Annotated in this window: 12 protein-coding genes; 1 reads left to right on the top strand and 11 read right to left on the bottom strand. The window is 65.4% G+C overall.

Going from position 1 to position 13,672, the window contains the following annotated elements; genetic code table 11:
* Positions 1-30: 30 nt before the first annotated feature.
* The 11 genes from lpdA to ACSQ24_RS03540 form a co-directional block, all read right to left on the bottom strand.
* Positions 31-1,431 (bottom strand): dihydrolipoyl dehydrogenase, encoded by a 1,401-nt coding sequence (gene lpdA / locus ACSQ24_RS03590; protein ID WP_436093362.1) that lies wholly within the window; start codon positions 1,429-1,431, stop codon positions 31-33.
* Positions 1,432-1,452: 21 nt separating this feature from the next.
* On the bottom strand, positions 1,453-1,884 hold the full coding sequence (locus ACSQ24_RS03585) for a VOC family protein (RefSeq protein ID WP_436093361.1): 432 nt from the start codon (positions 1,882-1,884) through the stop codon (positions 1,453-1,455).
* A 16-nt stretch (positions 1,885-1,900) separates the two neighbouring features.
* On the bottom strand, positions 1,901-2,284 hold the full coding sequence (locus ACSQ24_RS03580) for an MAPEG family protein (protein WP_436093360.1): 384 nt from the start codon (positions 2,282-2,284) through the stop codon (positions 1,901-1,903).
* A gap of 30 nt (positions 2,285-2,314) precedes the next feature.
* Positions 2,315-3,598, bottom strand: coding sequence for a 2-oxoglutarate dehydrogenase complex dihydrolipoyllysine-residue succinyltransferase (gene odhB, locus ACSQ24_RS03575; RefSeq protein ID WP_436093359.1), 1,284 nt, complete (start codon positions 3,596-3,598; stop codon positions 2,315-2,317).
* Positions 3,599-3,688: 90 nt separating this feature from the next.
* A complete protein-coding gene (locus tag ACSQ24_RS03570) occupies positions 3,689-6,646 on the bottom strand; it encodes a 2-oxoglutarate dehydrogenase E1 component (RefSeq protein WP_436093358.1) in 2,958 nt (985 codons plus the stop codon).
* Between the two features lie 112 nt (positions 6,647-6,758).
* Entirely contained in the window at positions 6,759-7,643 is an 885-nt protein-coding gene (gene sucD / locus ACSQ24_RS03565; protein WP_436093357.1) for a succinate--CoA ligase subunit alpha, read from the bottom strand.
* A 9-nt stretch (positions 7,644-7,652) separates the two neighbouring features.
* The gene (sucC, locus tag ACSQ24_RS03560) at positions 7,653-8,849 is read right to left on the bottom strand and encodes an ADP-forming succinate--CoA ligase subunit beta (RefSeq protein ID WP_436093356.1); all 1,197 of its coding nucleotides are present in this window, start codon (positions 8,847-8,849) and stop codon (positions 7,653-7,655) included.
* 102 nt (positions 8,850-8,951) lie between these two features.
* A complete protein-coding gene (gene mdh, locus ACSQ24_RS03555; protein ID WP_436093355.1) occupies positions 8,952-9,914 on the bottom strand; it encodes a malate dehydrogenase in 963 nt (320 codons plus the stop codon).
* 245 nt (positions 9,915-10,159) lie between these two features.
* Entirely contained in the window at positions 10,160-10,762 is a 603-nt protein-coding gene (locus ACSQ24_RS03550; RefSeq protein WP_436093354.1) for a TetR/AcrR family transcriptional regulator, read from the bottom strand.
* 2 nt (positions 10,763-10,764) lie between these two features.
* Entirely contained in the window at positions 10,765-11,943 is a 1,179-nt protein-coding gene (gene zapE / locus ACSQ24_RS03545) for a cell division protein ZapE (RefSeq protein ID WP_436093353.1), read from the bottom strand.
* A gap of 81 nt (positions 11,944-12,024) precedes the next feature.
* A complete protein-coding gene (locus ACSQ24_RS03540; RefSeq protein ID WP_436093352.1) occupies positions 12,025-12,888 on the bottom strand; it encodes a LysR family transcriptional regulator in 864 nt (287 codons plus the stop codon).
* A gap of 96 nt (positions 12,889-12,984) precedes the next feature.
* Between ACSQ24_RS03540 and ACSQ24_RS03535 the strand changes: the two genes are divergently transcribed.
* On the top strand, positions 12,985-13,581 hold the full coding sequence (locus ACSQ24_RS03535; RefSeq protein ID WP_436093351.1) for a LysE family translocator: 597 nt from the start codon (positions 12,985-12,987) through the stop codon (positions 13,579-13,581).
* Positions 13,582-13,672 lie beyond the last annotated feature (91 nt).

The raw sequence follows: 13,672 nt of genomic DNA, 5'->3' as shown, positions 1-13,672 counted from the left end.
CAGGGTCGGAAGCGAATGACAGCGCCCCCCTCACATGTGGATCTGGCGCTTGTCGACGGCGAGCGCCGCTTCCTTGACCGCCTCGGCCAGCGTCGGATGGGCATGGCAGGTGCGGGCGAGGTCTTCCGCGGAGCCACCGAATTCCATCAGCACCGTCACCTCGGCGATCAGGTCGCCGGCATGCGGGCCGATGATGTGGCAGCCGAGCACGCGGTCGGTGGCCGCATCGGCGAGGAACTTGACGAAGCCGTCGGTGTGCTTGATCGCGCGCGCCCGGCCATTGGCCGTGAACGGGAACTTGCCGACCTTGTAGGCCACGCCTGCGGCCTTGAGCTCTTCCTCGGTCTTGCCGATCGCAGCGACCTCAGGGCCGGTGTAGACGATGCTCGGGATCGCGTCGTAGTTCACATGGCCATGCTTGCCGGCGAGGATCTCGGCTACGGCGACACCCTCATCCTCGGCCTTGTGCGCCAGCATCGGCCCGCGCACCACGTCGCCGATCGCATAGATGCCCGGTACGTTGGTCTGGAAATGGTCGTCGATGACGACGCGGCCGCGCTCGGTCACGACGCCAGCCTTGTCGAGGCCAAGGCCGTCCGTGTTCGGGCGCCGGCCGATCGCGACCAGCACGATATCGGCGTTCAGCGTCCTGGCTTCGCCGCCGGCGGCAGGCTCGACGGTGACGGTAGCGCCGCCCTTCTTGCCGGTCTCGACCTTGGTAACCTTCGAGCCGAGATGGAAGGTGAAGCCCTGCTTCTGCAGCAGGCGCTGGAACTGCTTGGCGATCTCGTCGTCCATGCCGGGCAGGATGCGGTCGAGGAATTCGACCACGGTGACCTTGGCGCCAAGCCGGGCCCAGACCGAGCCGATCTCGAGCCCGATCACGCCGGCGCCGACCACCAGCAGCTCCTTCGGCACGGAGGAAAGCTCAAGTGCGCCGGTCGAGGTCACCACAGTCTTCTCGTCTGTCGTGACGCCCGGCAGCGCCGCCGATTCCGAGCCGGTGGCGATGACGATGTTCTTGGTCTCGAGTTCCTGTGTCTTGCCATCCTCGGCGGTGACGACGACCTTGCCGGCGGCCGGGATCGAGGCCGTGCCGTGGAACGCCTCGATCTTGTTCTTCTTCAGGAGGAAGGCGACGCCGTTGACGTTGGCGTCGACGGTCTCCTGCTTGTGGACCATCATCTGCTTCAGGTCGAGCTTGGGCTTAGCCGTGATAATGCCGAGTCCGGGGAAGGTATGGGAGACCTCGTCGAACATCTCGGAGGCGTGCAGCAATGCCTTGGACGGGATGCAGCCAACGTTCAGGCAGGTGCCGCCATGAGTCCGGCGCTTCTCGACCACCGCGACCTTGAGGCCGAGCTGGGCGGCACGAATGGCGCAGACATAGCCGCCGGGGCCGGTTCCGATGACGACGAGATCGTAGGACATGGTCTCTCTTTCGTTCAGACTTTACGATTGCTGTTGCGCCAGCGGCGCGTTGAAGGCCCAGACATGGCCGAAGGGATCGCGCAGGCGGGCATAGCGGGCGCCCCAGAACACGTCGCTTGCCGGCATGATGACATCGGCACCGGCGGCTTCAGCCTTCGCGATGGCGGTGTCGACATCGGCCGGCGTTGGCAGATTGATGTTGATCGCGATGCTGGCGCCGCCATGCGAGTTCGGCGCCATGATATCGCCGCCGAACTCGGGAAATTCGTCGTGCAGCATCACCTCGCCGCCGAAGAGCGTGAGATTGGCGTGCATCACGCGCTTGCCGTCATCGGCCATGGCCTTGAAGCTGCACTGCGCGCCAAAAGCCTTCTCGTAGAAGGCAATCGCCTCTTCGCCGCCCTTGACGCAGATATGCGCCTGGATCGGGGGCGGGTTGGGTCCGAAAGCCACGGCTACTCCTTCCCGTCTAGAGGATCGTTCGGACGACCATCAGCAATAATCCGCCGGTAGCAGCGCTCCAGGCCAGGCTGCGCCAATAAGGAATGCCAGCGAGGTAGAGCGGCAGGTAGATGATGCGCCCGACGAGCCAGAGCAGCGCTCCGAACAGTCCCAGCCCATCGGCCCGCTCCATCGCCGCCAGGGTCAAGGCCAGGATGCCGAAAGCAGGGAACGTTTCGAGATAGTTGCGCAGCGCCCGCTCGGCGCGCCCCGCGAGAATGCCCTTTGGCCTCAGCTCCTCATCGCGAGGTCCGGCATTCCACGCCGAACCAAACTCGCGCGTCACCGTAATGGCTTGAACGCCGATATGGACCACGAGCAAGATGATGCTCGCGGCGATCGGCAGGGCCATGAAGTGTATGCCCGCCACGGGCCTGTTACCTCACAGGTCGAGCACGAGGCGCGCCGGATCCTCAAGGCCTTCCTTGACACGGACGAGGAAGGTCACGGCTTCCTTGCCGTCGATGATGCGGTGATCGTAGCTCACAGCAAGATACATCATCGGCCGGATCACGATCTGGCCGCCGACCACCATCGGGCGCTCCTGGATCTTGTGCATGCCGAGGATCGCCGATTGCGGCGCGTTCAGGATCGGCGTCGACATCAGCGAGCCGTAAACGCCGCCATTCGAGATCGTGAAGGTGCCGCCCTGCATCTCCTCGATCTTGAGGGCGCCGTCGCGGGCCTTCTTGCCGAATTCGCCGATCTTCTTCTCGACGCCGGCGATGGAGAGCTCGTCGGCATCGCGCACCACCGGCACGACCAGGCCCTTGTCGGTGCCGACCGCGACGCCGATGTGGTAGTAGTTCTTGTAGACGATGTCGGTGCCGTCGATCTCGGCATTGACCGCCGGGATCTCCTTCAGCGCCTGCACACAGGCCTTCACGAAGAAGCCCATGAAGCCGAGCTTCACGCCGTGCTTCTTCTCGAACACGTCCTTGTACTGGTTGCGCAGCGCCATGACGTTGGTCATGTCCACCTCGTTGAAGGTGGTCAGCATGGCAGCGTTGGTCTGGGCTTCCTTAAGCCGGCGCGCGATGGTCTGGCGCAGCTTGGTCATCTTGACCCGCTCTTCGCGCGAGGCATCGTCCGGAGCCGACGGCGCCCGGACCTGGACCGGGGCGGCAGGCGCAGCAGAGACAACAGCAGGGCCGGTCGCGATCGCCGCCAGCATGTCGCCCTTGGTGACGCGGCCATCCTTGCCGGAAGCCCCGACGGTCGAGGGATCGACGCCGCTCTCGGCGGCGAGGCGGGAGACGGCCGGACCGGAATCGGCTGCCTTGGTCACTGGCTTCACAGGCGTGGCCCCGGCGACTTCGCCGGCCTTCTTCTGCGCGTCGGCAGAGGTCTCGGCGCCCGCCTTGCCAGCGGCCTGCGCCACGGCCGTATCGGCCTTCTTCTCGTCCTTGGCCGGAGCCGCCTTGCCGTCGCCGGCAGAGATCATGCCGAGCAGGGCGCTGACGCCGACCGTCTCGCCTTCCTTGGCAACGATCTCGCCGAGCACGCCGGCCGCCGGCGCGTTGACCTCGAGCGTCACCTTGTCGGTCTCGAGCTCGACCAAAGGCTCGTCCGCCTTCACCGCGTCGCCCGGCTTCTTGAACCACTTGCCGATGGTAGCCTCGGAGACGGATTCGCCGAGGGTCGGAACGCGGATTTCGGTCGCCATGTCAGGCCTCTTCTCGTGTCTTTTGTCTGAGCATGATCCCGAAACGTGGAAACCGGTTTTCGGGGTCGCGCTCCGCTGAGTGAATCTGGATCAGACCGCGAAGGTCTCGTCCAGGAAGGCGTTGAGCTGGGCGGTGTGCTTCGACATCAGGCCGGTGGCGGTCGCGGCCGAGGCCGGGCGGCCGACATAGCGCGGCCGCTTCGACTTCGAGCCGGCATGGCCCAGCACCCACTCCAGATAGGGCTCGACGAAGGTCCAGGAGCCCTGGTTCTTCGGTTCTTCCTGGCACCAGACGACGTCGGCGCTCTTGAAGCGCGCCAGCTCCTGCGCCAGCGACTTCAGCGGGAACGGATAGAGCTGCTCGACGCGCATCAGGTAGACATCGTCGATGCCGCGCTTCTCGCGCTCCTCCAGCAGGTCGAAATACACCTTGCCCGAGCAGAGCACGACGCGGCGGATCTTCGAATCCTTGACCAGCTTGGTGGTCGACTTGCCGCGCTCGGCATCGTCGTGCAGCACACGGTGGAAGGTCGAGCCCTCCGCCAGTTCCGACAGGTCGGAGACGCAGCGCTTGTGACGCAGCAGCGACTTCGGCGTCATCAGGATCAGCGGCTTGCGGAAGTCGCGCTTCAGCTGCCGGCGCAGGATGTGGAAATAGCTCGCCGGGGTCGAGCAGTTCGCCACCTGCATATTGTCCTCGGCGCACATCTGCAGGAAGCGCTCGAGGCGGGCCGAGGAGTGCTCCGGACCCTGGCCCTCATAGCCATGCGGCAGCAGGCAGACCAGGCCCGACATGCGCAGCCATTTGCGCTCGCCCGAGGAGATGAACTGGTCGAACACGACCTGCGCGCCATTGGCGAAGTCGCCGAACTGCGCCTCCCACATCGTCAGCGCGTTCGGCTCCGACAGGGTGTAGCCGTATTCGAAGCCGAGCACCGCCTCTTCCGAGAGCATCGAATTGATGACCTCGTAGCGGGACTGGCCTTCGCGGATATTGTTCAGCGAGGTGTGGCGGGCTTCGGTCTCCTGATCGATCAGCACCGAATGGCGCTGCGAAAAGGTACCGCGCTCGCAATCCTGGCCGGAGAGGCGCACCGGATTGCCGTCGAGCAGCAGCGAGCCGAAGGCGAGCGCTTCCGCCGTCGCCCAGTCGATCCCCTGCCCGCTCTCGACCGCCTTGCGGCGGTTGTCGAGGAAGCGCTGGATCGTCTTGTGGACGTTGAAGCCTTCCGGCACCTCGGTGATCTTCTGGGTGATCTCCTTCAGCACCGCTTCCGGCACGCCGGTCGCGCCGCGGCGCGGATCGTCCTCGTCGGCACGGATCGCCTTCATGCCGGCCCAGCGGCCGTCGAGCCAATCGGCCTTGTTCGGCTTGAACGACTGGCCGGCGTCGAACTCGACCTCGAGCTTCGCCTTCCAGGCGGCGCGCATCTGGTCGAGCTCGCCCGGCTGGATCACGCCCTCGGCCTCGAGCTTGGTGCCGTAGAGCTCCAGCGTCGACTTGTGGCCGCGGATCTTGCGGTACATCAGCGGCTGGGTGAAGCCGGGCTCGTCGCCTTCGTTATGGCCGAAGCGGCGATAGCAGAACATGTCGATCACGACCGGCTTGTGGAACTTCTGCCGGAACTCGATCGCGATCTTGGCGGCGAAGACGACTGCTTCGGGATCGTCGCCGTTCACATGGAAGACCGGGGCCTCGACCATCTTCGCCACGTCGGACGGATAGGGCGAGGAGCGCGAATAGCGCGGATAGGTGGTGAAGCCGATCTGGTTGTTGATGATGAAGTGCAGCGAGCCGCCGGTGCGGTGGCCCTTCAGCCCTGACAGGCCGAGGCATTCCGCCACCACGCCCTGACCGGCGAAGGCGGCATCGCCATGGATCAGCAGCGGCAGCACCTTGGAGCGCTCGACGATGTCGCCGAACTGGTCCTGCTTGGCACGGACCTTGCCGAGCACGACCGGGTCGACGATCTCCAGATGGGAGGGGTTGGCGGTCAGCGAGACGTGAACGTTGTTGCCGTCGAACTCGCGGTCCGACGAGGCGCCGAGATGGTATTTGACGTCGCCCGAGCCCTCGACGTCGTCGGGGGCGAACGAGCCGCCCTTGAACTCATGGAACAGCGCCCGGTGCGGCTTGCCCAGCACCTGCGTCAGCACGTTGAGGCGGCCGCGATGGGCCATGCCGAAGACGATGTCGCGCACGCCGAGCGAGCCGCCGCGCTTGATGATCTGCTCCAGTGCCGGAACCAGCGACTCGCCGCCGTCGAGGCCGAAGCGCTTGGTGCCGGTGAACTTCAGATCGAGAAACTTCTCGAAGCCTTCGGTCTCGACCAGCTTGTTCAGGATCGCCTTCTTGCCCTCGCGGGTGAAGGCGATTTCCTTGTCCGGCCCCTCGATCCGCTCCTGCAGCCAGGCCTTCTGTTCGGGATCGGAGATATGCATGAACTCGATGCCGATGGTTTGGCAATAAGTCCGCTGCAGGATCGCCGTCATCTCGCGGATGGTGGCGAACTCCAGGCCGAGCACGTTGTCGATGAAGATCTTGCGGTCGAGATCGGCCTCGGAGAAGCCGAAAGCTGCCGGGGAGAGCTCCTCAGAGTCCTTCTGGCTCTCGATCCCTAGCGGGTCGAGCTGGGCGTGGAGATGGCCGCGCATGCGATAGGCCCGGATCAGCATGATCGCGCGCACCGAGTCGCGCGTCGCCTGCTGGACATCGGCAGCCGACAGCGTCGCGCCGGCGGCCTTGGCCTTGGCGCCGAGCTTCTCGCCGACCGCCTTCTCGACCGCGGCCCAGTTGCCGTCGAGCGCCGAGACAAGCTCGCCGCCGGCCGGGATCGGCCAGTTCGGCCGCTTCCAGGACGCACCCTTGGCGTTGTCGACGACCGCCTGCTTGTCGTCGTTCAGCCCGGCGAAGAAGCCCTGCCACTCCGGATCGACCGACTTCGGATCGGCCTGATAGCGGGCGTAGAGATCTTCGATATAGGCCGCGTTGCCGCCATAGAGGAACCCGGTCTGTGCGAGAGCCTCGTTGATGTCCTGGCGAGCCATGGTGCGTCTGCCTTCTTCCTACCGCATCACAGTCGGCCCCGAGCCGACCATCGTTTACATCGCTGATAGGGAACGAATGGCCGGGTCTGACCCGGCCATGGCGTCCTCATGATCAGCCCTTCAACACCTCGACCAAGGTCTTTCCGAGGCGCGCCGGCGACGGCGAGACCCGGATACCGGCTGCTTCCATCGCCGCGATCTTGTCCTCGGCGCCGCCCTTGCCGCCGGAGATGATCGCACCCGCATGGCCCATGCGGCGGCCGGGAGGCGCCGTGCGGCCGGCGATGAAGCCGACCATCGGCTTCTTGCGGCCGCGCCTGGCCTCGTCCTTGATGAACTGCGCCGCGTCTTCCTCGGCCGAGCCGCCGATCTCGCCGATCATCACGATCGAGGTGGTCTTCTCGTCGGCGAGGAACATCTCCAGCATGTCGATGAACTCGGTGCCCTTGACCGGGTCGCCGCCGATGCCGACAGCCGTGGTCTGGCCGAGGCCTTCGTTCGTGGTCTGGAACACCGCCTCATAGGTCAGCGTGCCGGAGCGCGAGACGATGCCGACCGAGCCGGGCTTGAAGATGTTGGCCGGCATGATGCCGATCTTGCTCTCGCCGGCGGTGACGACACCCGGGCAGTTCGGCCCGATCAGCCGCGACTTCGAGCCGGAGAGCGAGCGCTTGACCCTGACCATGTCGAGCACCGGAATGCCCTCGGTGATGCAGATGATCAGCGGGATCTCGGCGTCGATCGCCTCGCAGATAGCGTCAGCCGCGCCCGGCGGCGGCACGTAGACGACGGAGGCGGTCGCCCCGGTCTTGTCGCGCGCCTCGGCGACGGTGTCGAAGACCGGCAGGCCGAGATGCAGCGCCCCGCCTTTGCCCGGCGAGGTGCCACCGACCATCTGCGTGCCATAGGCGATCGCCTGCTCGGAATGGAAGGTGCCGTTCTTGCCGGTGAAGCCCTGGCAGATGACCTTGGTGTTCTTGTCGATCAGGATGGACATCGGTTTACCTCAAGCCTTCTTGATCGCAGCGACGATCTTCTGAGCCGCGTCGTCGAGATCATCCGCCGGGATGACGTTCAGGCCCGAGGTCCGGATGATCTCCTTGCCTTCCTCGACATTGGTGCCTTCGAGGCGCACCACCAGCGGAACTTCGAGACCGACCGTCTTCACGGCCGCGATCACGCCGCGGGCGATGACGTCGCACTTCATGATGCCGCCGAAGATGTTGACCAGGATGCCCTTCACCTTCGGGTCGGCGGTGATGATCTTGAAGGCCGCGGTGACCTTCTCTTCCGAGGCGCCGCCGCCGACATCGAGGAAGTTCGCGGGCGATTCCCCGTAAAGCTGGATGATGTCGAGCGTCGCCATGGCGAGGCCGGCGCCGTTGACCATGCAGCCGATCGTGCCGTCGAGCGCGATATAGGCGAGGTCGTATTTCGACGCCTCGATCTCCTTGGCGTCTTCTTCCGTCTCGTCACGCAGCTCCATCAGCTCGGGATGGCGGTAGAGCGAGTTCGAATCGAACGAGACCTTGGCGTCCAGGCACTTGACCTGGCCCTGCGTCGTCACGATCAGCGGGTTGATCTCGAGCATCGCCATGTCCTTGCCGACGAAGGCGGCATAGATCTGGCCGAGCACGCTCGCAGCCTGCTTGGCCTGCTCGCCGGCAAGGCCGAGCGCCTTGGCAACGGTGCGGCCATGATGCGGCATGATCCCGGTCGCCGGATCGACCGAAAAGGTCAGGATCTTCTCCGGCGTGTCGTGCGCCACCTTCTCGATGTCCATGCCGCCCTCGGTCGAAACCACGAAGGCAACGCGCGAAGTCTCGCGATCGACCAGCGCCGAGAGGTAGAATTCCTTCGAGATATCCGAGCCGTCCTCGATGTAGAGGCGATTGACCTGCTTGCCGGCCGGGCCGGTCTGCGCCGTCACCAGCGTGTTGCCGAGCATCTCCTTGGCGTGGCTCTCGACCTCATCGATCGACTTGGCGAGCCGCACGCCGCCCTTGGCGTCGGCCGGCAGCTCCTTGAACTTGCCCTTGCCGCGGCCGCCGGCATGGATCTGGCTCTTCACCACATAGAGCGGTCCGGGCAGCTTCTTGGCCGCCTCGACGGCCTCCGCCACCGATAGCGCCGGGAAGCCGGCGGAGACGGGGGCGCCGTACTCCTTGAGAACCGCCTTGCCCTGATATTCGTGGATGTTCATGCCTGATGTCCTGCTGGAAGGGAGCGAATGGCGAATGGCGAATGGCGAGTGACAGGCTACGGCGCTTTATTCGCCGCTCGCCATCTCGCCACTCGCTCCATTTCACGCCAATGACGGATCGACGGTCTTGCAGGCGTCGATCAAGCTCTGGACCGAGGCGACCGACTTGGCGAGCATCTCCTTCTCGGCGCCATTGAGGCGGATCTTGACGACGCGCTCGACGCCCTTGGCGCCGATCACGACCGGCACGCCGACGAACATGTCCTTGACGCCGTATTGGCCCCGGAGCGCGGCAGCCGCCGGCAGCACGCGCTTCTGGTCCTTGAGATAGCTCTCTGCCATGGCGATCGCCGAAGCCGCCGGGGCGTAGAAGGCCGAGCCGGTCTTGAGCAGGTTGACGATCTCGCCGCCGCCCTTGCGGGTCCGCTCGACGATGGCATCGAGTCGCTCCTGCGTCGTCCACTTCATCTTGACGAGGTCGGGCAGCGGGATGCCGGCGACACCGGAATAGCGGACCAGCGGCACCATGTCGTCGCCATGGCCGCCGAGCACGAAGGCCGAGACGTCCTTGACCGAGACCTTGAACTCATCGGCAAGGAAGTGGCGGAAACGGGCGGAGTCGAGCACGCCGGCCATGCCGCAGATCATGTTGGGCTTCAGGCCCGAGAACTTCTGCAGCGCCCAGACCATCGCGTCGAGCGGGTTGGTGATGCAGATCACGAAGGCCTTGGGAGCATAGGTCTTGATGCCCTCGCCGACCGACTTCATCACCTTGAGGTTGATGCCGATCAGGTCGTCGCGGCTCATGCCGGGCTTGCGCGGCACGCCGGCGGTGACGATCACCACATCGGCGCCCTTGATGTCCTCATAGGACTGCGTGCCCTTGTAGCCAGCGTCGAAGCCGTCGACCGGGGCGGACTCGGCGATGTCGAGGCCTTTGCCTTGAGGGATGCCCTCGGCGATGTCGAACAGGACGACGTCGCCCAGTTCCTTAAGGCCGGCGAGGTGGGCGAGCGTGCCGCCGATCTGTCCGGCGCCGATGAGGGCGATCTTCTTGCGGGCCATTGCCGAATCCTTGTTGTTGGATGCGAAAGCAGTTGAAGCCAAAAAAGCCGACGGTTCTTTGACGCAAGCCGCCGCCGGGCTCAACCCTGTGCGAAATCGGACATTGGAACCGCCCCAAACCGCGAATTCAGCCCCGTAGTCACGGAAAATCCAGAAAAACCAAGTCGTTAGAAGCTAACCGCCAAAACCGGATCGTCAACCTGCCTTGCAAACAGGCAGTTACATTTTACAAAATCTGTTATTTTTTAGATGACACCTGTCGCGAGCGTCCGCAAAGCGACTCTGATCAGGGTCGCGAGCCTGGTATCGACCGATGCCTGCGGCACATCCGCCTCGAGCTCCAGCGCCGCAGGATGGATGAAACGGTGGGTCGCATCGATCACGAAGGCGATAGCGCGGTCGCGATCGCGCGGCTCGAAGGCCCCGGTTGCGATGCCGTCGTCGATCACGCGCTCGAACAGGGCGCGCACCCGGGTGCGGTTGCGCCGGCTGATCGCATGGCGCTTGGCCACCGCCTGCGACAGTGCCGCGAACAGATGCGGCTCCTCGTGCAGCAGGTCCCGGTTCGCCTTGGCGAGCGCCAGGATCAGGCGCTCGAGCTTGTCCTCGGCCGGGTCCGGCCCATCAGCGATGTCGGCGAGCGAGCGCTCGGTCGCTTTCAGCCAGACATCGACCACCGCATCGATCAGCGCCGTGCGCGAGGGGAAGTAGCGGTAGACATTGGCATGCGTCATGCCCGCCTCTTCCGCCACCGCGACCACGGTGAAACGGCGCAGGCCGTGCAGGCGCAAGTGCTCGCCGGCGACCGAGAGAATGCGCATCTCGCTCGGCTCGCGCGGCGTGGCCACGGTCAGGTCTCCACCAGCCCGGTCGTATCGCCGCTCGCCGCCGAATCAGCCCGGCCATGCGGCAGTGCGAGGTATTCCTCCGAGCGCATCTCGATCAGGCGCGACACCGTCCGGTCGAACTCGAAGGCCTCGCGGCCCGACTGTGCGAGGTAGAGCCCGGTCGGCTCCGCCGCAGCCGAGGCGACGAGCTTCACATGGCTCTCATAGAGCGTGTCGATCAGGATGATGAAGCGCTTGGCCTCGTTGCGCCTGTCGGTGTCCATGATCGGGATCCCGTCAAGGATCAGCGTATGGAAGCGCTGGGCAAGCGCGAGATAGTCCGAGGCGCCATAGGCCTGGGCGCAGAGATCGGAAAAGCTCGCCCGCGCAACCGCGCCGGCCGCCTGCGGCAGCTTCAGCTCATGGCCCTTGATATCGATCGTTACCGGCGCGCCCTGCGCCACGCCGGTGAGCTGGCTGAAGGCTTTGTCGAGTGCGGCCCGCGCCTTGTCGTCGACGGGAACGTGATAGGTCGGAGCCCCGCCGAGCTTCTCCAGCCGAAAATCGGTGCGCGCCTCCAGCTTGATCACGTCGACCTTGCTGGCGAGCAATTCGATGAAGGGCAGGAAGAGCGCGCGGTTGAGGCCCCCTTCATAAAGCCGCGAGGGCTCGACATTGGAGGTCGCGACCACGACCACGCCGGCCGCGAACAGCGCCGTAAACAGCCGTCCGAGGATCATTGCATCGGCGATGTCGGTGACGGTGAATTCGTCGAAGCAGAGCAGGCTGGCTTCTTCCGCGAGCTCGGCCGCGACCGGGCCGATCGGATCCGGCTCCTTGACCGTTCCGGCCTTGAGCGCCTGGCGATAGGCGTGGATGCGTTCGTGCACATCGGCCATGAAGGCGTGGAAATGCACCCGGCGGCGCGCCGCGACCGGGACCGTCTCGTAGAACAGATCCATCAGCATGGTCTTGCCGCGGCCGACCGAGCCCCAGATGTAGAGACCTTTGACCCCGTCCAGCGCCGACTGTTTGCGACCGAACAGCCAGCCGAGCGCGCTGCTCTTCTTCGCAAGCTTGCGGCTGGCAAGCGTCTCGGACAGCGCCTGCAGCCGCCTGACGACGGCGACCTGCGCCGGATCGCGCTCGATCGCACCGGAGGCGACCAGGGCGTCATAACGTTCGGGAAGCGTGCCGGACATGGCCTTGAGGCAGGATGAGACGTCGTCCCTGGGGGTTACGTCAGGGCGGCCCGGCCCGCAACCCTCGGCGAGGCCGGCAAGCTATGCGGCCTGGCGCGAACGCTGCCAGCCGGCGCGCAGATGACGGGCAAGCTCGTGCGCAGCTTCCGGGGGCTGAGAGCGCGACAGATGCAGCGTGATCGCGAAGGGCGGCAGCTCGGGCAACCCCGCCTCAAGCCCGAGAATGTCGAGATCGGGAGGAACCGTGCAGGCCAGCCAGGCGGTGACGGCAAGGTCGGTCCTGACTGTCGCCGTGGTCGCGTCGATATTGCCGTTCTCGAACACGCTGCGCCAGCCGCGCCCCTGCGCATCCAGCGCCTCGGTCACCGCCGGCCGAAAGGCGCAGCTATCGGCGACCAGCGACAACGGCAAAGGCTGCTTCAGATGGGCGGTGCCGGCCCTGGCGCCGACCCAGACCAGGCGCTCGATGCCGAGGCATTCGCCGCCCGCGGTCGCGAGCGGCTCCTCGACCAGGGCAAGATCGACCTCGCCCTTGCCGAGCGCCTCCAGCAATTGCGGCGAGGAGGCGCAGACCAGCGAGATCTCGACCAGCGGGCTCGCTTCGGCAAAGCCCTTCAGGATCGGCGCCAGACTTGCGCCGACGAGGTCATAGGGCACGCCGAGCCGCACTGTGCCGCCGAAACTGGTCGTCATCTCGGCCCAGATCTCGTCGTTGAGGCCAATGAGCCGGCGTGCCTTGGCGAGCAAGCGCTCGCCCGCCGCCGTCAACTTCAGCCCGCGGCGCTCGCGCAGGAACAGAACCTGCCCGAGCCTTCGCTCGAGCCGCATGATCTGCTGGCTGACGGCGCTCTGCGTCAGATGCAGTGCATTGCCTGCGATGGTCATGCTGCCATGGTCGGCGACGGCGACGAAGGCCCGGATCAGCTCAAGGTCGAGATTGCGCATCCTTGCATTATACATCGTAATGCAAGATCGCTTCAACATTCATTTTCATGATCCAAGCTGAGCACCTATCCAGCAGGCCCCCTCTGGAGCCTGCCCATGGCATTCGAGCATTTCCTGCCACTCATCGCCTTCGCCGCTGTTTCGACCGTAACGCCGGGCGCCACCACCACGCTCGCCACCGCGTCGGGCGCGCATTTCGGCTTTCGCCGCTCCCTGCCCTTCATGATCGGCGTCGCCATTGGCCTCGCAGCGATGGCGGTCGCCGCAGCGGCAGGGCTCGCCGGGCTGCTGCTTGCGATGCCGTCCCTCGAATTCGCGATGAAGCTCGCCGGCTCGGCCTATCTGCTCTGGCTCGCCATCAAAATCGCGCGCAGCGGCCCGCCGCATCTCGATCGCAGCATCGCACGGCCTACCAGCTTCCTGGGGGCGCTCTGGATCCAGCTGCAAAATCCCAAGGGTTGGGCGATGACGCTCGGTGCCGCCGCGTCCTTCGCCGGGCTCGCCCGCAGCGCCACCGAACTCGCCGCCCTGCTTGGCACCGTCTTCGGCATCCTCGCGCTTTTGTCGCTGATGCTCTGGTGCGTCGCTGGCCTGCTGCTGGCACGGTTGCTGCGGCACGCCTGGCAATGGCGCATCCTGAATGTCGCGCTCGCGCTGTCGTTGGCCGCGTCGATCGCCACGATGTGGCGTTAGCGCACAAGCATAACCATTTCCGCCATTTTTACAGGCGTTTAGCCGTAAATTGCCGCAATCGCGCCTCTTGTATTCCCTGATCAGAGGCTCA

It is taken from the genome of Allobosea sp. LjRoot237, assembly GCF_964253285.1.
Classification (GTDB): Bacteria; Pseudomonadota; Alphaproteobacteria; order Rhizobiales; family Beijerinckiaceae; genus Allobosea.
The sequence above is the reverse complement of the archived record's forward strand: the minus strand, read 5'-3'. Positions and strand labels throughout refer to the sequence as shown.